Source organism: Bradyrhizobium sp. AUGA SZCCT0169 (assembly GCF_018130085.1).
Lineage (GTDB): Bacteria > Pseudomonadota > Alphaproteobacteria > Rhizobiales > Xanthobacteraceae > Bradyrhizobium.
In genome coordinates, this window is record NZ_JAFCMC010000023.1 from 1 (window position 1) to 19712 (window position 19712).

Consider the following 19712-nt stretch of genomic DNA (forward strand, 5'->3'; position numbering starts at 1 on the left):
GAGGGCGCAAGGAAGACCGGGTGCGCGCTGCACCCGCGGTCCCGTGTGCGGTTAGCACAAGAAATGCTGCACACGAGCATACAGGGCAGCGGAGAACACCCGGCCTTCCCTGCGCAATGGCTTTACGGCTTATGCCGTGCTCTCCCCGGAGACGAGTTCTGGGTTGACTCCGTCGCTGCCGTTCGGCTCTCGCCTACCCGACAGCTTGACACCTGCAACGGGTGCCAGGACCACACGGTTTTGCCGTACGCTCATCCACGCCGTCGTCTCAGCGTAAACCAGCGTCCACCGCAACCCGCCCAACGTCCGTGACGACGGCCGACGCCCTTCTGACCAGGACGGGATGGCGATAGATGCGCACTGATTTGGGTCGGCCGGCAACAGAAATATTTTTGATTTACAGAAACTTTCTACTTGACACGATTTCCGCAAATCAGAAGTGATTTGCCCGTCGGGTTGTTTTGTCGCAGGCGACGACGACATTTGAGATTGCGAGCGATGCGACTCAGGCACTGAAGCTCGCCCCGAACTCGCTCTGTTCCCTCCCCCCTTGCGGGGGAGGGCTAGGGAGAGGGGTTCTCACGGGCAGTCTCGCTTGTGGCCACCCCTCTCCCCAACCCTCCCCCGCAAGGGGGGAGGGAGCCGACCATTCGTGTGGCGCAAGCTCGGCATCATTGCGTAGGATGGATGCGCATCAGTTGGCCCTGCACTCGACCCATCCTAAGTGCCGCGCCAGAGGCCGAGACAGCCCGCAGGATTTTCCGCATGACCATCCCATTCAAGACCATTCGCGCACGCGCCGAGAAGCGCAAGGGCGGGCCGAAGGCGCTGCAGCAGCTGCTGCCGCCCAAGCCGGAGGTGAAGGCGCTCGCCAAACTCGGCGACGACCGGGTTCTCGCCGAGATGACCAAGCGGGTGTTTTCGGCGGGCTTTGCCTGGAGCGTGATCGAGAACAAATGGCCCGGCTTCGAGAAGGCGTTCCTCGGCTTCAAGCCCGGGCCGCTGACGCTGCAGGCGGATGAGTTCTGGGACGCGCTGATGAAGGACACGCGCATCGTGCGCAACGGCGCCAAGATCATGTCGGTGCGCTCAAATGCGAGTTTCGTGCGCGAGATCGCCAAGGAACATGGCAGCTTCGGCAAGTTTCTCGCGAACTGGCCCTCCTCCGACCAGATCGGACTACTCGATCTGCTGGCCAAGCGCGGCAGCCGGCTCGGCGGCAACACCGGGCAGATGATGCTGCGCTTTATCGGCTTCGACGGCTTCGTCACGTCGAAGGACATGGTGGCCTGCCTGCGCGAGTCCGGCCTAGATATCGCCGAGACCGTGACCTCGAAGCGCGACCTTGCCAAGGTGCAGGCGCAGTTCAACGCCTGGGCCGAGGAAACCGGCCTGCCTTACGTGCAGCTCTCACGCATCTGCGCGATGTCGGCCGGAGAGAATTATAGCAACGAGACGCTGGCGCGGTTCTTGGGTGGGGAGGAATGAAGATCTGAGGTCGGGGGTTTCCTTATCAGGACACAGGCCTTCGTCGCCATCAGCCCGCCGCGCGCCGCGGCATCTGCTCCGGCGCCACCTCGGAAGGCTGCGGGATCTGCATCAGAATGGTTTTCCCTGTAGACGCGATTTCGATTCCGGCGTCCTGGAATTTCTGCTTCATGCGCCGGTTGAACTCGCGCTGCACCGGCCAGCGGCCGCTGTCGGTGCAACGGATCTGACCGACGATCGAAACCATCGAACCGTCGACCTTGTCGACGCCCCACAATTCGAGATCGCCGCGGATCGCGTGGCGGTATTCGTCTTCGCGCCGCATTTGGGCGACGATGTCTTTCAGGATCTGACCGGCGCGGTCGGTGTCTTCCTTGTAGGAAACATTGACGCTGACAGCCGCATTGCCGGCGCCGCGGCTGGAATTGGTGAGAGTCGTTACCGCGCTGAAGGGAACGATGTGCACCGAACCGTCGCCGGCCCGCAGGCGGATGGTGCGGATCGAGACATTCTCGACCGTACCTGATAGCCCGGACACCGTGACGTTGTCGCCGACCTGGACGGTGTTTTCCAGGAGGAGAAACAGCCCGGTGATGAGGTCCTGCACCAGCTTCTGCGAACCGAAGCCGATGGCGATGCCGACGATGCCGGCGCCAGCCAGCAGCGGCGCGACGTTGACGCCGATTTCGCTGAGCGTGGTCAGACCGACCACCGTGACGATCAGGCACAGCAGTGCCGTTCGCAGCATCGGCTGGAACGTGCGCAGCCGCGCCGCGCGCGCGTAATGTCCTTCGCGCGACAGCGCATTGACCTGACGATCCATCAGCGCGTTGCTGATCTCCCAGATCGCGGCGGCCGCGAGCGCGGCGATGCCGATCGTCACCACCGCCGACAGCAGCCGGCTGCCGATCTGTCCGCCGTAGAACCAGACGATGGCGTCGATGCCCCATACTTCGAGCAGTGCGACGAAGCCCATGAAGCCGATCACCGAAGCGACGATCTTGCGCAGCAGCGGCAGATAGCGGTTGGCGCGGGTCTCCAGACCCGGGAAGCGCTGCAGAATCTCGGGGCGGATGCGGAAACCGCGGTCGATCAGGCTCAGCACCACGATGATCGCGAGCCTTGCAATCAGGATGACGGCGATGCCGCCCACGAAATACTGCAACAGCAGCGAATAGCCGTTGCGGATGTGCAGCGCCCACACCGTCCACAGCGCGAGGTCGAGCGCGATTGCAGGATAGTGCCACACACCGGCAATGCGGTTGCGTATCTGGGCGGCCGCACCCGTGCGACCGTGAGGCGCGCGAATGGCGGCGGCGATCTGGCGGCGGCATTGCAGGATGATGACCACGATAAAGAGATGCACGACCAGCATCACGAGGCGCAGCAGCGCGGCATAGCCGCCGCGGCTCAGCCCGAGCAGCTGCGCCACGTTCGCAAAGGCGATGCCGGACACGCCGACGGCGACGATGCGCCGGACCCAGATCTCGATATAGGCAGCGGTCTCGGCGCGGACCCGAAACAGGCCGTACGGCCCAGCCAGCGCCCGCGCAGCACAGATCAGCGCGCGCGACAGCGCATAGCCATTGACGACCGCCTGGATCGCAAGCCGGACCGTCGGGCGATCGCCGATCTCGGTGCTCAGCAGCATGGTAGAAACGCCGACGAAGACCAGCACCGGCAGCAGTTCGAGCGCGAGCCGCCCCAGCACGAACGGCAACCTGATCAGCGACTGCCAGGCCCGCGCCAGGCTGAGACGCCGCCGGTGCAACGCCGGCTCCACGGTGACGCCAGCGGCCGAGGACGGCGGATCGACCATTGCCAGCGTCTGCGCCGGGGCGCGCGCGGTTTGCGGCAACCGCGCTTCCAACAGCGCCACCGGCCGCTTGATCAGGCGGAACACCAGCCATTCGGCGGCGAAAGCGCAGCCGAACACCAGCGCCAGTTTCCATGCGATGTCGAAGATCTGGCCGTAAGCCGCGGGATCGTTGACGGTTCGCAGGAACCAATAATAGAACGCCGGAAAATGCGTCACCGACCGCACCAGATAGGTGACTTCGCGCGATATATCGCCGACTTGTTCGGAGACCGTCAGCAGCAATTGCGCGCCAAGACTGTCAGCGGTGAGCGGGATGGCCGGCTTCGCTTCGGGCGCGGGCTCGGCGGCCTGCGGCGATGAAGACGCACCCGCAATCGCCCGCAGCGTGTCGATCATCTGCGCGCGCTTCTTGTCGTCCTGCAGCGTCTCCAGCGCCCGCTTCGCCTGATCAGGCGTCAGCGCGTTGGTGCTGTTGGCCGCCGGGGCAGCGGCGGCCGGCGCGGTGTTGGATTGGGCAAGCGCCGCGGGGCAGGCAAACAGCGCGCACACGAGCAGCAGCGAGGGCAGGAATTTGTGCGACATCGAGGCCCCTTTTAAATGCGCACGACGGCAAAACCGGAACCGGTTTGCCGCCGCGCCAGCGTCATGTCGGAGAGCCCCTTTTCGCCGCCATCATGTGTCGGAAGTTTGCCATGGAGACGACTTTCTCTTGGCAATTTGCTCATGGCATTTCACGAATGCCACGTCACACAAATGTCGCAGCAATTAATCGCGCGACGTCGCCTGCCTGCGGATGGTGAAGAAAAAATACAGCAACACCGGCAGGGACAGCGAGGTCCATGACAGGCCGTCCCACCAGCCGTCACCGACGAGGGCCGCAACAAGGCCCACGGTGGAGAGGATGCCTATCAGTATAGGCAGCGAAAAGATTTGCCGCAGCGTCCGATGGTTTCTCAAGCGATCACCTGGACAGCACGGGCGTATCCAGGGCGGAACCCCGGGCGATGGCGCGATCGACGCTGACGCCGGCCTTGCGCCGGCGCAGCCAGAGATAGACCCCTGTCCCCAACACGATGATCGTCAGCACGTCGAGCAGCGCCCAGAGGATCTTCAGCGGCATGCCGCCGTAGTCGCCAAAATGCAGCGGCTGCGAAATGAACAGCGTGGTGACGTACCAGGGCATGTCGCGGCTGTCGGTCAGCTTGCCGGTTTCCGCATCGATCAAGGCCGGCTTGAGCAGGCGCGAAGTCACCGGCGTGTCGCCCTTCAGGAAGACGGCATAATGGCTCTTGCTGCTGAACAGCGTTCCGGGGAAGGCGACAAAGCTCGGCGTCATGCCCGGCACCGTGTCCGTCGCAACGGTCACGGCCGATTGCAGCGAGGTCAGCCTGGTGGGCGGCGCGCGATCGCGATATTGCGACGTCATCTCGGCGAGCTGGCCGTATTGCCACATCTTCAGGACAAGATCGGCCCAGGTGTTGATCACGCCGGTGAAGCCGACCACGAGCGTCCACATCACGAGCAGAATGCCCGCCAGATTGTGGATGTCGAGCCAGCGCACGATGCGCGGGCGCTGGCTGCGGTAGGTGCCGAAGTCAAGTTTCCGCATCGACGGCACGTAGACCACGATGCCGGAGATGATCGCGACACAGAACAGGATCCCCATCAGGCCAAGAAACAGCTTGCCCGGCAAACCCGCAAACATGTCGGTGTGCAGCTTCAGCATGATGTAGGTGAAACGCCCGGTGACGTCGGGCGAATCGAGATAAGCGCCGGTGTGCGAATCCATCCGGACGAAACGGTTGTTGGTGGGGTCTGACGTGAGGGACTCGCCGACGCTGACGAACATCGCGTTGGGATCGTCGCGGTCCCAGATCAGGAAATGCGGCACCGGCATACTCTTCGGCGCATTCGCCATCGCGTTGGCGAGCAGCTTGTCCAGATCGGCGAACGGTGTGCCGGGCGCGACCTCGGCCGGCTTCACCTCGCTGTGCAGCAGCTCGTCGATCTCATGATGAAAGATCAGCGGCAGGCCGGTGATGCACAGCATCAGCATGAAAATCGTGCAGATGAGGCTCGTCCATTTATGGACGGCGCCCCATCTGCGAAGGGATCTGGTCGCTGGCGTCAATTGACTCTTCCTCCGTCCCGATAGGGTGCCGGTGCCATTCACAGCCCCGGCATCCCGACGTCCGAGCTCAATACTTCGTAACAAGCGCTGGCGGCTTTGGGGTTTCCCCCCAGCGATAGGTCAGTGTCGCGAGGACGGTGCGGGGCTGACCCAGCGCACAGAAAGCAAGGCCGGTGAAGCAATTCGTCACGTGATAGGTGTTGCCGATGTTGATGGCGTTGACCCGCAGATGAAGACCGCGCCAATCACGGTTCAGATAGCTGAAGTCGTACGTCAGCGCCGCATCGAACAGCGTATAGCCGGGGACCCTGATCAGGTTGGCGTCGTCGCCGAACAAGCTCCCCGTGTATCGGACGCCCCCTCCCAAACCAAGGCCCGCGACCGGTCCCCCGGTAAACTTGTAGAGCCCCCACAGGAATGCACTATCGCGATTCACGCTCGCAACGTCCTTGCCGATGATGGCAGGATCTACGTGATCCTCCACGATCGGTATGAGATGGGAGCCGCCGGCAATGATGTCGAAATTGTCCGTAACGCTCGCACGGAAGTCGGCTTCCACCCCCTTGACGCGGATTGCGCCAACCTGGAACGGAACAAATGTCGGCGTGTTCACCACGACATTCTTCTGGGTCATGTCAAAGATCGCAGCCGTGAACAGCATACTGGTGCCGGGTGGGGCGAATTTGATGCCCGCCTCGATTCCCTCTCCCGTCGTGGGCTTGAAGGGTTGTCCCGTTGCCGAAGTAAGCGACAATCCTGCGACCGGCTCGAACGACGTGGAATAACTGATGTAGGGAGCCAGGCCGATATCGAACACGTAGTTGAGACCAACCCTTCCGGTGAACGCAGAATCATCCTGGGGGACATTCACGTTGGCCAGCCTGTTGGTTGTCTCGGCAGTCGCACGGTCATGACGTCCCGTCAGGACCAGATTCCATCGATCCAGCTTGATCTGGTCCTGAATGTAGACGCCCATCTGGTCCTTGTTTGTCGACGTGTTGATGAACGGGATCAGCCCGGCCTTGGTCGGCAGCGGCGTCGCATTATAGACCGGGTTGTAGACATCGATCGGGAAGCCGGGGAAAGTCCCGCGGTAGTCCGTATCGACTCTGGTTGTCTGGTAGTCCAGGCCGGCCAATACCTTGTGACGCAGCCAGCCCGTGTTGAAATCCGCCTGCAGTTGGTTGTCGATCGCGAAATTCTTCGTGCTGCCGCCAACAAAATTCGCATCGCGCAAGGTGATGCGTTGGGCCGGATCGAAAGCACCCGCGCAGGCGGGATGGCCGCCCGCGACAGGGCAAAGCGTCCCGGCATTGCGCATCGAAAACATATCAATGTCGACCGACGCCACCCGCATGTTCTGGCGGAACTCGAGGCCCTCGTTGAAGCGATGCTTGAACTCGTAGCCGATCATGGCCTGGTCATACCCGATCCGGTCGAACGCCGGTTCGCCGGTGTACCTACTGACGGGAATTCGACCGTTGGGATTGGCGAGGAGCGTACCGTACGCCGGCAGGTACTGATGGACCTGGCCGTTGAGGCGGTCGCGCTGCGCGCTGGCCAGCACGGTGAGGCTGGTGTCGGTGGTCGGCTGCCACGTGAAGCTCGGCGCTATGAAATAGCGTTGCTCCTTGTTCATGTCGACGAACGTGTCGCTTTCGCGCGCCAGGCCGACGAAGCGATAGAGAAATTCGCGATTCTTGTCGATGGGACCGGAGACATCGAAGGCCCCCTGAATCCGATTGAAGCTGCCGGTTTGTGCCTCTACCTCGCCGCGCTGCTCAGTGGTCGGGCGCTTGCTCACCATGTTGAGAATGCCGCCGGGAGAGGCCTGGCCGTAAATGCCCGATGCGGGGCCCTTGAGAACCTCGATTCGTTCGAGCCCGTATGGCTCTGTCCTCGGCTGAGCGAACTGGATCGTCGTATCGTAAGGCAGGCGTAGGCCGTCAAGATAACGCGGTGCGACAAAGCCACGGATCTTGACCTCGGTGTCGAACACGGACGCCGCGCCGTACAAACTGCCCTGCGTCCCCGACGTATACCGAATGGCCTCTGCGACGCTCTGCGCGCCTTGTTGCTCGATCTGCTGCCGAGGTACGACATTGATGGATTGCGGCGTTTCGAGAATCGGCGTGTCGGTCTTGGTTCCGGTTGCGCTCTGCCGCGCGACAATCCCGTTAACCGGGCCGTTGGCGCGTTCTCTTGCGGGACCGCCACCGGCGTTCTGTTCCACCACCTGCTGCCGGGTGGGTGCCGCGACCTGCCTGGTCGCGCGTTGCGACCTTGCGGCCCTTCTCGCCGGCTGGGTTGGACGTGCCGCCTGCGGCTTCGGGGCATCGACGGTGACGGGCGGCAAGGTCTGGCCGGACTGCGCGTGAACCTCCCCGATCTGCATGCTCAACCCGAATACGGTTACGCAGAAGAACGCCTTCGACGCCGCGCCCCACGCCGACGGCTGTACAGAATCACGCATCAGTCTCACCCCGTTCACTAATCCCCATTCACGAGAGATCAGATTTGATTTTTGGATGCCTTTGCGTATGCGCAAAAAACCTTTGATCGTGCGTCGACACTCTCCAAGTTCAACGCAGGAACTCGCCGCCCCGGTCATCGGCGCAGCACGATGCCGCCAGCCGCCGCGCATGCGGCCCGGTTCCCCCTTGGGAATGCGGTGATGTCAGGACAGTCCGTCGCGCTGGCAGCTGCTCGGCACGTAGCCAAAATGCCGGCGGAACGCCGTGGAAAAATTCGCCGGGTTGGCGTAGCCCACGGCATAGGCCGCCTCGGTGACCGACAATCCCTGATGCAGCAAGGCTTCGCGCGCCGATTTCAGCCGGCTGGTTCGAAGATATTCCGATGCGCTGACGCCATAAACCCGATGAAATTGCGCGGTGAACGAACGGCGGCTGACGCCGGCATGCCTTGCCAGTTCGGCAATCGTCCAGGGATGCCGCAGATCGGATTCGATCAGCTCCCTGACCGCCTGCAGGCGTAAACGCTTATGGTCGGATACGAGACTGACGCCCTCGTTGCCGCGCAGCGCCAGCATGGCCCGGGCCAACATCTCCGTCGCATGCGCCGACAGCAGCAGCTCGGCGGTCCGGCCGTCGGCCACCGGGGAAATCATCTCCATGGCGATCGCCTTGATCCGGGGCGACGCCTTCAGCGAAGCGACGAAGACGTTTTGGTCCCTGGTGTCGAACAGTCCGATGAATTCATCCATCAGTCCGAGCCGCTCCAGGGACGCGAGGGGAAAGGCGACGCCGGCCGCCTGCATGTGCGCGCCGCGCGGCGCATCGCCGTCCCACAGCGTCGGCTCCTTGAGCGCCATGACCACGATGGAAGCATCCGAATAGCTGATGCGGGTGGCGCCCTTGCGCGCCCGGCCGCTCCCTGCCCCCTTGAGTATCACGGAGACAAAAAGCCCTGCCTTGATGACGCCTTCAGTACGAATCCGGGTGCTCAGCACCATGTTGTTGCGTTGGAAAAGGCAGCCCGGCGTCTCCAGCCATTGCGTGCGGCTGGCAAAATCTTCCACGATCGACCTGTCATTGTCATCGGGATCGACGATGCGGAACTGCTCGAAAATGTGGTCGTAGATATGCGGCATCAACGCGGTTCGAAAACGCTCATGCCGCCACTATGCAATCTGCCCAGATCGTCCTCAACGACGATCGCCGCATCCAGTTTAGAAGGCTTTGAAAATAGAATCGTTTTAATCAGCTTGCGGTGGATGTCGGCGCAGCCGCGTGCACGCCGCACGCGGCAACAAGCAGACCCTGGCCGGTTCGAATTTCATTCGCCCTCGGCGAAGCCGGCCCGGACGACTTCCTCGCGCTTTCGCCGCAGGTGGTTACGCAGGATATGGGCGAGCCCGCCGGCGTCGCGCCGCTGCAGCGCGTTCAGGATTCCTTCGTGCTCCTGGATGGCGAGCGCCCAATGCTCAGGCGACATCGGCGTGATGAACCGTGCCCGCCGTATCCTTGCGGCGATCGACTCATAAAAGCCGGCAAGCACCGCGTTATCGGCCGCGCGAACGATGGCCTCGTGGATCAACCGGTTGCAGCGATAGTACGACAGCAGATCCTGCGCGCGATAATGTTCAACCATGCTGGCCTGCAGCTCGGCAATTTCGCGCAGTTGCGCGTCGGAAATGCGCGGACATGCCAGCTCACCGGCTGCGGCCTCGAGCGCCTCGCAGACTTCAAACAGCTCCTTGACGTCCTTCCGGGTGAGCTTGGCGGCGCGCGAGCCGCGATTGGGCAACAGCACCACGAGCCCTTCGGCCGCAAGCACCTTGAGCGCCTCGCGCAGCGGGGTGCGCGATATCGCGAACGACGCACACAGCTCGCGCTCCGGAATGCGCGCGCCCGGCGGGATTTCGCCCTCCGTCAAGACGTGCCTGAGGCGGGAAACCACCTCGTCATGCATCATATCGAGGTTCTCCTCAGTGACTTCATGGAACCATTTTGAATGCAAAAATGATCCAGACAAAGCAAATTAGACCAGAATTCTGTTGCATTAGATAGTTTTTGCATTCAAAAATGCCCTCCACAGCCAAACTGAGGTTCCATCCTGAGGGGTCTGTCAAGAAAATGAATGAAAACGTCACCCCCGACACAGACCTGCTTTACGAGGTCCGCGACGGTATCGGTCGGATTACCTTCAACCGGCCGCAGGCGAGAAACTCGCTGACCTTCGGCATGTATGAGCGGCTGGCCGCGATCTGCGAAGCCGCCGCCGGCGACCGCAGCCTCAAGGTGCTGATCCTCAGCGGCGCGGGCGACAAGGCGTTCGCGGCCGGCACCGACATCAACCAGTTTCGCGCGTTCAAGACTCCGCAAGACGCCATCGGCTACGAAGCCAGGATCGACCGCGTGCTGACCACACTCGAACAATGCGCCGTGCCGACCATTGCGGCGATCAACGGCGCTTGCACCGGCGGTGGCGCCGCGATCGCCGCATGCTGCGATCTGCGCATCGGCACCAGGACCGCGAAATTCGGGTTTCCGATCGCGCGTACGCTCGGCAACTGCCTGTCGGCATCCAGTATCGGCCGGCTCTCGGGCCTGATCGGGGCGACGCGGCTCAAGGAGATCATTTTCACCGCGCGCCTGATCGAAGCCGAAGAGGCCGCCGGCATCGCCCTGCTGCATGAGGTCGTGGAGGATCTTTCCGCCCTCGAACGGCGGGCCGATGAACTGGCGCGGCTTGTCGCTGGTCATGCGCCCCTGACGCTGCGTGCCACCAAGCAGGCGCTGCTTCGCGCGCAGCCCAAGCCGGCCGAAGACGAGGACCTGATCCTGATGTGTTACCAAAGCCGGGATTTCCGCGAAGGCATGGATGCCTTCCTCAACAAGCGCCAGCCGCAATGGACCGGCGACTAAGCAACAACAACAAAAACAACAACAAAGATTGCGGGAGAAACAATGGGTCCGCTGAGTAGATTGAAGGTTGTCGACCTGACGCACGTCATGGCAGGCCCGACCTGCACGCTGATGCTCGCCGACATGGGCGCCGAGGTCATCAAGATCGAAAAGATTCCGGCCGGCGACGACACCCGCTACATGGTTCCTCCCAAGATCGGCGACGTGGCGGCCTCATTCCTGATGATGAACCGCAACAAGAAGGGCATTGCGCTGGATCTGAAGACGCCGGGCGGCGCAAAGGTGCTGCGGCGCCTGCTCGAATCGGCGGACGTGCTGGTTGAGAATTTCGGCCCCGGGGTGATGGACAGGCTCGGTTTCGGTTACGCCGATATCAAGAAGGCGCACCCTGCCCTGATCTACTGTTCGCTATCAGGCTTTGGCCGCACCGGCCCGTACAAGCATCGCCGCGGCTTCGATCTGGTGGCGCAGGCGATGAGCGGCATCATGAGCTTCACTGGCGAGCGGTCCGACGGACCACCCGTCAAATGCGGCGCGCCGCTGTCCGACATCACGGCGGGAATTCTCGCAGCCATGGGCATTCTCGCCGCCTATGCGCACCGTCTCAAAACCGGCGAAGGACAATGGGTCGAAACCTCCCTGTTCGAGGCCGCCCTCGTCCAAACCTATTGGCAGGCGGCGATTGCGATGGCCACCGGCGTGGCGCCGAAGGCGATGGGTTCGGCCCATCCGCTCAATGCGCCCTACCAGGCGTTCGAAACATCAGACAAGTGGATCGTGGTCGGCGGCGCCAACCAGAAAAACTGGATGCGCACGCTCGAAGTGCTTGATGCAACCGAACTGGCGCGGGATCCGCGGTTTGCGACCGGCGCCGATCGAATGGGGCATTTGAAGGAACTGGAAGCCGTCCTGACGGCGCGCTTCAAAACCAAATCCGCCGAATATTGGCTGGCTGCGCTCGAGGAGGCCGGCGTCCCCTGCGGGCCCGTCAACGACATGCTGCAGGCTCTCGCCGACCCGCAGACGATTGCGCGTGAAATGGTGGTCGAGGTCGCCCATTCCACGCTCGGCCAAGTCAAGACGATCGGATTGCCGATCAAGTTCTCGCAGACGCCCGGCAAGGTGCGCTCGGGCGCGCCGCTCTACGGCGAGCATACCAATGCAATCCTCGGCGCTTACGGCTTTGACGCCGACGAGATTGCCGCGCTTCACAAGGAGGGCGCGATTGCCGCGCCGGAGTTTGCGAAGGATGAAGTGGGCTGACGCAAAAGCCCGGAAACGCCGATAATAAGAAAATAAAACCAAAATACATGGGAGGACGAGATGTCTCAGAAGCCGACATTCGCTGCGATCGCCTTTGGTCTCGCCATCGGGTTCACGGGAGCGGCAAATGCCGCGTGGCAACCGGCCAAGCCGATCGAATTCATTGCCACGGCGGGCCCGGGCGGCGGCACGGACAATTTCGCCCGCGCGGTCCAGAACATCGTCACCAAATATAAGCTGGTCGAGCAGCCGATCGTCGTCGTCAACAAGGCCGGCGGCAGCGGCGCCGAAGGCTATACCTACACCAAGGCCATGGCCGGCGATCCCTACAAGGTCGTGTTTGGCACATCGAACGCCTGGAACCAGCCGATGGTCTCCAAGGTCGCCTATAACTACACCGACCTGACGCCGATTGCCGCGATGGTGCAGGACGAATTCCTGCTCTGGGTGAAGCAGGATGCGCCATATCAAAACGTGCAGGATTTTCTCAAAGCCGTTGCCGCCAAGCCGCCGGGCGATGTCAAGATGGGTGGCGCGCAATCAAAGGACACCGATGAAACCCTCACCCGCATGATCGACAAGGCGGCCAAGGTGAAATTCGTCTACATTCCCTTCAAGAGCGGCGCCGAAGCCGCGGTGCAACTGGCCGGCGGCCATATCGACGCCCACGTCAACAATCCCAGCGAAAGCATCGGACAGTGGAAGGGCAGCACGCAGCGTCCGCTATGCGCCTTCAGCCCGCAGCGCTTGCCCGACGGACCCAAGGTCACGGCAACGCAGAACTGGCACGATATCCCGACCTGCGTTGAATCCGGCCTGGCCATTCCGCAATTCCAGCAACCGCGCACAGTGTGGCTGCCGGGAAAGGTGACCGCCGATCAGACCGCCTTCTATGTCGATCTGATGAAGAAGGTGCAGGCCACGCCGGAATGGAAGGAATATATCGAGCGGACGTCGCAAACCGACACTTTCCTGATCGGTGATGCCTTCAACAAGTTCATCAAGGAAGACATCGAACGCACCCGCAAGGTTGCTGTCGATGAAGGCTGGCTGATCTCCAACTAGGGTTCGGGCGATGGTCTCTGGACGCAGTCTGGAAGCGGCGACGGCGCTCATTACCGGGGCATTCGGCGCAGCCGTGATCGTCTCCAGCCTCGACAACGGGATCGGCTGGTCCGCCGCCGGCGTCGAGTCCGGCACCTTTCCATTGATCGTCGGCCTCATCATCCTGGCCGGCAGTCTGTTCAATCTCGTGCAGGGATGGTTGCAAGCGCGGGCCGTCATTCTTGGGCCAAGCGAGTTCAGGCGATTGGCGATCCTGTTCGTCCCGGCGGCGGTCTTTGTCGGGGTCATTCCGCTGATCGGGATGTATCCGGCCGCCGCGCTCTATGTGTTCGGAGCGCTGGCCTGGCACAGGCGCGGCTCGCTGCTGGTTCCGGTCCTCGCCGCGATCGGCGCGGCGCTGGCGCTCTATCTGACATTCGAGCTGACATTCCAGATCTCGCTGCCGCGCGGCGCGCTCGGCACCTGGTTCGGCTTCTAGGGGAGCGCTTCGTTGGAAAATCTCGAAGCCCTGATGCACGGCTTTGGCATCGCGCTGTCAGGCAATCATATTTTCCTGATGGTGATCGGCGTGCTGCTCGGCATTCTCGTCGGCGTACTGCCCGGCCTCGGCGCGCCCAACGGCGTTTCGCTGCTGCTGCCGCTCACCTTCGGAATGCAGCCGGTATCGGCCATCATCCTGCTCTCGTCGATGTATTGGGGCGCCTTGTTCGGCGGCTCGGTGACGTCGATCCTGTTCAACATTCCCGGCGAGCCATCCTCGGTCGCGACCACGTTCGACGGCTATCCGATGGCGCGCGACGGCAGGCCGACCACCGCGCTGGCGACGGCGTTCGGCTCGGCTGCCTTTGGCGCGCTCGTCGGTGTCGTTCTGATTACGCTTGCGGCATCATGGGTGGCGCAAGTGGCGCTGGCCTTTGGGCCACCGGAATATTTCGCGGTCTACTTTCTCGCGTTTGCGAGTTTCATCGGCATGGGCGGCTCGCCGCCGATCAAGACGCTGGTGTCGCTCGCGATCGGCTTTGCCCTGGCGGCCGTCGGGATCGACACGGTCTCCGGCAGCGTGCGGCTCACCATGGGCATCGACGAGATGGTGAAGGGCGTCAGCTTCGTGGTCGCCGTCATGGGCCTGTTCGGGATCGGCGAGTTGATGATTGCCGTGGAAGAGGAATTTCACGTCAAGGCGATCTCCTCCAAGGTGGAGTGGCGCGAAGTCTTCCGTACGCTCGTGGGTCTTCCGAAACATGGCTGGGCGCTGCTGCGTAGCGCGGCGATCGGCTGCTGGATGGGTATCACGCCGGGAGGCCCGACCGCCGCATCGTTCATGAGCTACGGCATCGCCAAGCGTCTTTCGCCCCGGCGCGCGAATTTCGGCAAGGGCGAGCCGGAAGGCATCGTCGCTCCGGAAGCCGCGGACCATGCCGCCGGCACCAGCGCCCTGCTTCCGATGCTGTCGCTGGGCATCCCGGGATCGGCGACCGCGGCCGTCATGATGGGCGGCCTGATGATCTGGGGCCTCAATCCCGGACCGATGCTGTTCGTCGAGCAAAAGGACTTCGTCTGGGGACTGATCGCCTCGATGTATCTCGGCAACGTCGTCGCCGTGGTGCTGGTGCTGCTGACGGTGCCGATCTTCGCGGCGCTGATGCGCGTGCCGTTCTTCATCATTGCACCGGTGATCGTCATCATCTGCACCGTCGGAGCCTATTCGGTTTCCAATTCCTATCTCGACGTCATGTTGATGATGGGATTCGGCGTCCTGGGATATCTGTTCAAGAAGCTTCATTATCCGCTGGCGCCACTGGTGCTCGCGATCGTGATTGGCGACAAGGCGGAAGACGCATTTCGCCAATCCATGCTGATGTCGAAGGGCTCGCTCGGAATATTTTTTGCCAAACCGCTGGTGACAACGCTGATCCTGCTTGGCGCGGCGCTGCTGCTGATGCCGACAATCTGGCGAACGATCGGCCGGATGATGCCGCGATCAGAGGTGAAGCCATGATCGTCGCACAGAACAGATTGACCGCAGATAAGGCCCCGGAGATCCTGATGAGACCGATCATAGCGCTTGCGATGGGCGACCCCGCCGGCATCAGCCCGGAACTGACGGCAAAACTCCTCGCCCTCGATGACGTCGCGGCCCGGGCCCGGATCGTCGTCATCGGCGACCGCCGCGTCCTCGATGATGGCGCGCGCGTTGCCGGCGTGAAGCTCGATCTGGTAACCGCGTCGCCCGACGCCGACCTCTCGAAGGAAGAGCGGGCCCCGGTTTTCATCGATCTCGGCCATCTCGATCCGGCATCGGTCGCGCGAAGCACCGCGACAGCCGAAGGCGGGCGGTTTGCGCTGACGAATTATCGTCAGGCGCTGACGATGGCACGCGACGGCCGGGCCGACGCCGTTTGCTTTACGCCATTCAACAAGAACGCCATGCGACTTGCACATCCCGTCTATGACGACGAGATCAGCTTTTCGGCCGACGTGGTCGGGCTCGACGGCCCGGCAAGCGAATTCAACGTGCTGGATGGGCTTTGGAATGCCCGCGTCACATCGCATATCCCGCTTGCGGAGGTCGCTTCGCACGTCACCAGGGAACGCGTCCTGCGTGCACTGCGGCTAACCGATGCATCGATGCGGACCGCCGGATTCAAGCGTCCGCGCATCGCGGTCGCCGGCCTCAACCCCCATGCCGGCGATGGCGGGAATTTCGGGCGGGAAGAGATCGACGCGATCGGCCCCGCGGTAGATGAGGCCCGCGCTGACGGGATCGCGACCGAAGGCCCGTTTCCCGCAGATACCGTGTTCCTCCGCGCCAAAGCCGGCGCATTCGATGCGGTGCTGACGATGTATCATGACCAGGGCCAGATCGCGATGAAGCTGATGGGCTTCGATCGTGGCGTGACGCTGCTGGGCGGCTTTCCGTTTCCGATCTGTACGCCGGCCCACGGAACGGCCTACGACATCGCCGGGAAGGGAATCGCGGGGATCGGAGCCGCCCATGCGGCGATCCTGCTTGCGGTGGAAATGGCGAAGAGAAAGTTGCAGGCTTGAATCGGTGTTGGGCAACCAACTCGTGCGGGAGAGCCCTCTCTGAAACCAAGATCGCTCGTTCGATTTCTCTCCGTGAGGTGCGCGGATCGCGGGAACAGCCGCGGCCGCCGATGTGCGCGTGAGGATCTCGGCTGGCATCCATAGCGTCTATTCCGAGCTCGCTCCGGCTTTCGGGCCTGCCAGCGGCTAGCGTCTGGTCAAGAACGCGACTGCCGTATTCGGTTTGACGAATAACCACGGCGACAAATTTGATCGCGCCCAAAATATTTGATGACAGTTTTATGACAGCGCCGCTCGCGCAAGCGCAGAACGCAACGCGCTCAGCATCACCCCGCAAGACACCTGCCGCACGCATATTTTTGTCGTGATTCGCTGCAATTTATGACAGAAGTAAAACAATCAGATGTCAGTTCGATTAATGCGGAGCGGTAAATGAGCTTGGAATGGCGTGCGCAACCAGCCTCCCTGGCCTGGTCTAACCCGGTGATCCGGTGGTGGGGCATGCTGACGCTGGTCAGCGGCGCCAATATCGCGGTTTGGTTCGTGCTGTACCGCCAGCTCCACGGACAGCCGATTGGAAGTCCAGCCAGCGCGTCCGGCGTGGAGTTGATGCTCGCGCTCAGCGCCGCCTATGTGTTCGGCTGCGCCTTCCGCTCGATCCTGCCGCGCGCCGACGTGCAGCGGATCTGCCTGTTCGACACCTGGCTGTCGAGCGTGTTCGTCGGCCGCTCGGTCGCGACCGTGGCCGAGATCGCCTTCGCGGCGCAGTGGGCGATCATTCTGCATCAGCTCGGCACCATGACTGGCGCCGACACCACCGTGAACGCCGCCTGGGTGATCGTGCCGCTGATCGTGATCGCGGAGTGCTACTCATGGCACGCGGTGCTGACCACCAAATATCTGAACAACGCCATCGAGAATTCGATCTGGGCCGTCGTCTTCTTCATCATCGGCGTCGGCCTCTGCCGCCTGCTGCCGGAGTTCGACGGCGCGGTGCGCGCGATCCTGGTCGTCACCATCGTCGGGATCGCATTCTATCTGGCGTTCCTGATGACCGTCGACGTCCCGATGTATCTGAGCCGGTGGCGGGCCGATGTCGCCGACGGCAATCCGCTGCTGCATCCGCTCGAGGGTCTGCGCGACGTGCGCACGCGCTGGATCGTGACGCACGACATTGCCGAGTGGAAGGAAGAGATTGCCTGGATGTCGCTGTATTTCAGCCTGGCGGTCTGGTCGAGCCTGGCGCTGTGCGTGTTCTATTCGCTCGAGGATCATCTGCCGCGCTACCGCACCCCGGCCCCCGTCGCCAGCTTGCCGTCGACCGCGAGCATTTCGTCGCAGGCGCCGGTGGTCATTGCCGGGCTTGATCCGGTCATGGTGCACCACCGCAATTAATCGCGGACGCCGCTTTTCCCAACGAACTCGCGTGGCTGCAGTCCGGATAGCCGGTCTCCTGGCGAACCGGTCGCTTGGTCAGCCGGGTCAAGCCGGACTTTTGGTCAAGACGGTTTTGGCGAAGCGTGGCCCAGTTCCTGCTTTGACAGTCTGGTACTAACCTGATCCATTTCCTTGGTGGTCCAATCATTTGGTCCACCCCCCTGCGGCGGCAGGGGCGCCAGGGGGGCGCAAGTCAGGCATTCAGCACCAGCCGAGGAGTCAATCCGATGCAAGAACGGGAACTTCGAGATCTCATTGCAGACGTCAAGACCGGACGCTTGTCGCGGCGGTCCTTTGTCCAGCAGATGATCGCCGTCGGCCTGACCGCGCCGATGGCCGGCATGATGCTGGCCCAATCCGGGGTGGCGATGGCCCAGACCACGTTCCCCTACAAGCCGACCAAGGCCGGCGGCGGCGGTGTGCTGAAGCTGCTCTATTGGCAAGCGGTGACCCTGCTTAACCCGCATTTCGCCATAGGAACCAAGGATCAGGAAGGCTCCCGAATCTTTTACGAGCCGCTGGCCGGATGGGACGCCGAAGGCAATCTGGTTCCGGCGCTCGCCGCCGAGATTCCGAGCAAGGAAAACGACGGGCTCGCCGAAGACGGCCGCTCGGTGGTGTGGAAGTTGAAGCGCGGCGTCAAATGGCATGACGGAAAGCCGTTCACGGCTGATGACGTTGTCTTCACCTGGGAGTACGCGCGAAACCCGGAGACCGCCGCGGTCTCGATCGCGAGCTACAAGGACGTCAAGGTCGAAAAGATCGACGATTTCACCGTTCGCGTCGTGTTCGCCAAGCCGACGCCGTATTGGGCCGATGCCTTTGTCGGCAACTACGGCCCGATCCTGCCAAAACACGTGTTTGCCGATTATATCGGCGCCAAGTCACGCGACGCGCCGGCCAATCTGAAACCGGTGGGCACCGGCGCTTACATGTTCGTCGATTTCAAGCCGGGCGATGTGGTGGTGGCCAAGCGCAATCCCGACTACCACGTCGCCAATCGACCGCAGTTCGATACGCTGGAAGTCAAGGGCGGCGGCGATGCCGTGTCGGCCGCGCGCGCGGTGCTGCAGACCGGCGAATATGATTACGCCTGGAACATGCAGGTGGAAGACGAAATCCTGCTCCGGCTGGAGGCGGCGGGCAAAGGCAAAGTGACCATTACGCCGAGCGGCAACGTCGAGTTCATCATGCTCAACGCGACCGATCCATGGACCGAGGTGGACGGCGAGCGCGCCAGCGTCAAGACCAAACATCCGCTGTTCAGCGACCCGGCCGTGCGCCAGGCCATCGGCCTCCTGATCGATCGCACCTCGATCGAGAAGTTCATCTACGGCCGGACCGCTACCGCCACCGCGAACTTCCTCAACAATCCGGAACGCTTCCGGTCGAAAAACACCAAGTTCGAATTCAACATCGAGAAAGCCAACGCGATCCTGGAGGCGGCCGGCTGGAAGAAGGGCGCCGACGGCATTCGCGCCAAGGACGGCAAGGCGTTGAAGTTCGTGTACCAGACCTCGATCAACGCGCCCCGGCAGAAGACGCAGGCCATTATCAAGCAGGCGTGCCAGAAGGCCGGCATCGACGTCGAGCTGAAGTCGGTGGTCGGATCGGTGTTCTTCTCCTCCGACACCGCCAATCCCGACACCTACCCGCATTTCTATTGCGACGCGCAGATGTACAACACCACCATGCCGCAACCCGACCCGCAGCTGTTCATGAACCAGTATGTGTCATGGCAGATTGCGAACAAGGAGAACAAGTGGCAGGGGCGCAACATCTCGCGCTGGCAAAACAAGGAGTACGACGAGCTTTACAAGCAGGCCGAGCAGGAGCTCGACGCCGTGAAGCGGGCGGCGATGTACATCAAGCTCAACGACATGGTGGTCGGCGACAATTACATCCAGCCGGTCGCCGCCCGGTCGAGGGTCTCGGCGGTAAAAGGCGGCGTGACTGCGCATTTCAGCGGCTGGGACAACGACTTGTGGCAACTTGCAAACTGGTACCGGGAAGCGTGAGATCAGACGTGAGATTCGTGATGCGCAAAAACTGAACGGGCGGCAGCAGGACGAAC

15 protein-coding genes are annotated in these 19712 nt (G+C 62.4%); 9 read left to right on the top strand and 6 right to left on the bottom strand.

Translation table 11 applies throughout. The features are described 5' to 3' along the window. Nucleotides 1–765: 765 nt before the first annotated feature. Nucleotides 766–1488: a DNA-3-methyladenine glycosylase I gene (locus tag JQ609_RS23175; protein WP_212275082.1), complete on the top strand. Its 723-nt coding sequence runs from the start codon at nucleotides 766–768 to the stop codon at nucleotides 1486–1488. A 49-nt stretch (nucleotides 1489–1537) separates the two neighbouring features. Here JQ609_RS23175 and JQ609_RS23180 read toward each other — a convergent pair whose 3' ends face one another. The 6 genes from JQ609_RS23180 to JQ609_RS23205 all read right to left on the bottom strand — a co-directional run bounded on the left by JQ609_RS23180 (nucleotide 1538) and on the right by JQ609_RS23205 (nucleotide 9872). Continuing rightward, nucleotides 1538–3889 (bottom strand): mechanosensitive ion channel domain-containing protein, encoded by a 2352-nt coding sequence (locus JQ609_RS23180; RefSeq protein WP_212275083.1) that lies wholly within the window; start codon nucleotides 3887–3889, stop codon nucleotides 1538–1540. A gap of 183 nt (nucleotides 3890–4072) precedes the next feature. After that, nucleotides 4073–4264 carry a hypothetical protein gene (locus JQ609_RS23185; protein ID WP_212209366.1) on the bottom strand — a complete coding sequence of 64 codons (192 nt, stop codon included), beginning with the start codon at nucleotides 4262–4264 and terminating at the stop codon, nucleotides 4073–4075. Between the two features lie 4 nt (nucleotides 4265–4268). After that, on the bottom strand, nucleotides 4269–5438 hold the full coding sequence (locus JQ609_RS23190; protein WP_212275084.1) for a PepSY domain-containing protein: 1170 nt from the start codon (nucleotides 5436–5438) through the stop codon (nucleotides 4269–4271). 67 nt (nucleotides 5439–5505) lie between these two features. After that, nucleotides 5506–8082 carry a TonB-dependent siderophore receptor gene (locus JQ609_RS23195; protein WP_249128330.1) on the bottom strand — a complete coding sequence of 859 codons (2577 nt, stop codon included), beginning with the start codon at nucleotides 8080–8082 and terminating at the stop codon, nucleotides 5506–5508. 33 nt (nucleotides 8083–8115) lie between these two features. Then, nucleotides 8116–9048, bottom strand: a complete 933-nt coding sequence (locus JQ609_RS23200) for an AraC family transcriptional regulator (RefSeq protein WP_212275085.1) — start codon at nucleotides 9046–9048, stop codon at nucleotides 8116–8118. Between the two features lie 185 nt (nucleotides 9049–9233). Then, complete coding sequence (locus JQ609_RS23205) at nucleotides 9234–9872, bottom strand: GntR family transcriptional regulator (protein ID WP_212267934.1); 639 nt, start codon at nucleotides 9870–9872, stop codon at nucleotides 9234–9236. Nucleotides 9873–10033: 161 nt separating this feature from the next. Between JQ609_RS23205 and JQ609_RS23210 the strand changes: the two genes are divergently transcribed. The 8 genes from JQ609_RS23210 (at nucleotide 10034) to JQ609_RS23245 (ending at nucleotide 19656) form a co-directional block, all read left to right on the top strand. Continuing rightward, nucleotides 10034–10825 (top strand): enoyl-CoA hydratase/isomerase family protein, encoded by a 792-nt coding sequence (locus tag JQ609_RS23210; RefSeq protein WP_212209363.1) that lies wholly within the window; start codon nucleotides 10034–10036, stop codon nucleotides 10823–10825. A 42-nt stretch (nucleotides 10826–10867) separates the two neighbouring features. Beyond that, nucleotides 10868–12088 (top strand): CaiB/BaiF CoA-transferase family protein, encoded by a 1221-nt coding sequence (locus tag JQ609_RS23215; protein WP_212275086.1) that lies wholly within the window; start codon nucleotides 10868–10870, stop codon nucleotides 12086–12088. Nucleotides 12089–12148: 60 nt separating this feature from the next. After that, the gene (locus JQ609_RS23220; protein ID WP_192736992.1) at nucleotides 12149–13153 is read left to right on the top strand and encodes a tripartite tricarboxylate transporter substrate binding protein; all 1005 of its coding nucleotides are present in this window, start codon (nucleotides 12149–12151) and stop codon (nucleotides 13151–13153) included. Between the two features lie 10 nt (nucleotides 13154–13163). Next, nucleotides 13164–13631 carry a tripartite tricarboxylate transporter TctB family protein gene (locus JQ609_RS23225; RefSeq protein WP_212275087.1) on the top strand — a complete coding sequence of 156 codons (468 nt, stop codon included), beginning with the start codon at nucleotides 13164–13166 and terminating at the stop codon, nucleotides 13629–13631. A gap of 12 nt (nucleotides 13632–13643) precedes the next feature. Beyond that, nucleotides 13644–15152 (top strand): tripartite tricarboxylate transporter permease, encoded by a 1509-nt coding sequence (locus tag JQ609_RS23230; protein ID WP_212209361.1) that lies wholly within the window; start codon nucleotides 13644–13646, stop codon nucleotides 15150–15152. A 47-nt stretch (nucleotides 15153–15199) separates the two neighbouring features. Beyond that, nucleotides 15200–16201 carry a 4-hydroxythreonine-4-phosphate dehydrogenase PdxA gene (locus JQ609_RS23235; RefSeq protein WP_249128331.1) on the top strand — a complete coding sequence of 334 codons (1002 nt, stop codon included), beginning with the start codon at nucleotides 15200–15202 and terminating at the stop codon, nucleotides 16199–16201. Nucleotides 16202–16633: 432 nt separating this feature from the next. Further along, entirely contained in the window at nucleotides 16634–17596 is a 963-nt protein-coding gene (locus JQ609_RS23240) for a hypothetical protein (protein ID WP_249128332.1), read from the top strand. 269 nt (nucleotides 17597–17865) lie between these two features. After that, nucleotides 17866–19656 carry a peptide ABC transporter substrate-binding protein gene (locus JQ609_RS23245; protein WP_212275089.1) on the top strand — a complete coding sequence of 597 codons (1791 nt, stop codon included), beginning with the start codon at nucleotides 17866–17868 and terminating at the stop codon, nucleotides 19654–19656. Nucleotides 19657–19712 lie beyond the last annotated feature (56 nt).

Coding starts and splice junctions, on each gene's coding strand:
- JQ609_RS23215 (WP_212275086.1), top strand. CDS start 10,868: ATGGGTCCGCTGAGTAGATTGAAGGTTGTCGACCTGACGCACGTCATG.
- JQ609_RS23245 (WP_212275089.1), top strand. CDS start 17,866: ATGCAAGAACGGGAACTTCGAGATCTCATTGCAGACGTCAAGACCGGA.
- JQ609_RS23225 (WP_212275087.1), top strand. CDS start 13,164: ATGGTCTCTGGACGCAGTCTGGAAGCGGCGACGGCGCTCATTACCGGG.
- JQ609_RS23200 (WP_212275085.1), bottom strand. CDS start 9,048: ATGCCGCATATCTACGACCACATTTTCGAGCAGTTCCGCATCGTCGAT.
- JQ609_RS23175 (WP_212275082.1), top strand. CDS start 766: ATGACCATCCCATTCAAGACCATTCGCGCACGCGCCGAGAAGCGCAAG.
- JQ609_RS23235 (WP_249128331.1), top strand. CDS start 15,200: ATGAGACCGATCATAGCGCTTGCGATGGGCGACCCCGCCGGCATCAGC.
- JQ609_RS23210 (WP_212209363.1), top strand. CDS start 10,034: ATGAATGAAAACGTCACCCCCGACACAGACCTGCTTTACGAGGTCCGC.
- JQ609_RS23205 (WP_212267934.1), bottom strand. CDS start 9,872: ATGATGCATGACGAGGTGGTTTCCCGCCTCAGGCACGTCTTGACGGAG.
- JQ609_RS23220 (WP_192736992.1), top strand. CDS start 12,149: ATGTCTCAGAAGCCGACATTCGCTGCGATCGCCTTTGGTCTCGCCATC.
- JQ609_RS23195 (WP_249128330.1), bottom strand. CDS start 8,082: ATGCGCGGCGGCTGGCGGCATCGTGCTGCGCCGATGACCGGGGCGGCG.
- JQ609_RS23240 (WP_249128332.1), top strand. CDS start 16,634: ATGAGCTTGGAATGGCGTGCGCAACCAGCCTCCCTGGCCTGGTCTAAC.
- JQ609_RS23180 (WP_212275083.1), bottom strand. CDS start 3,889: ATGTCGCACAAATTCCTGCCCTCGCTGCTGCTCGTGTGCGCGCTGTTT.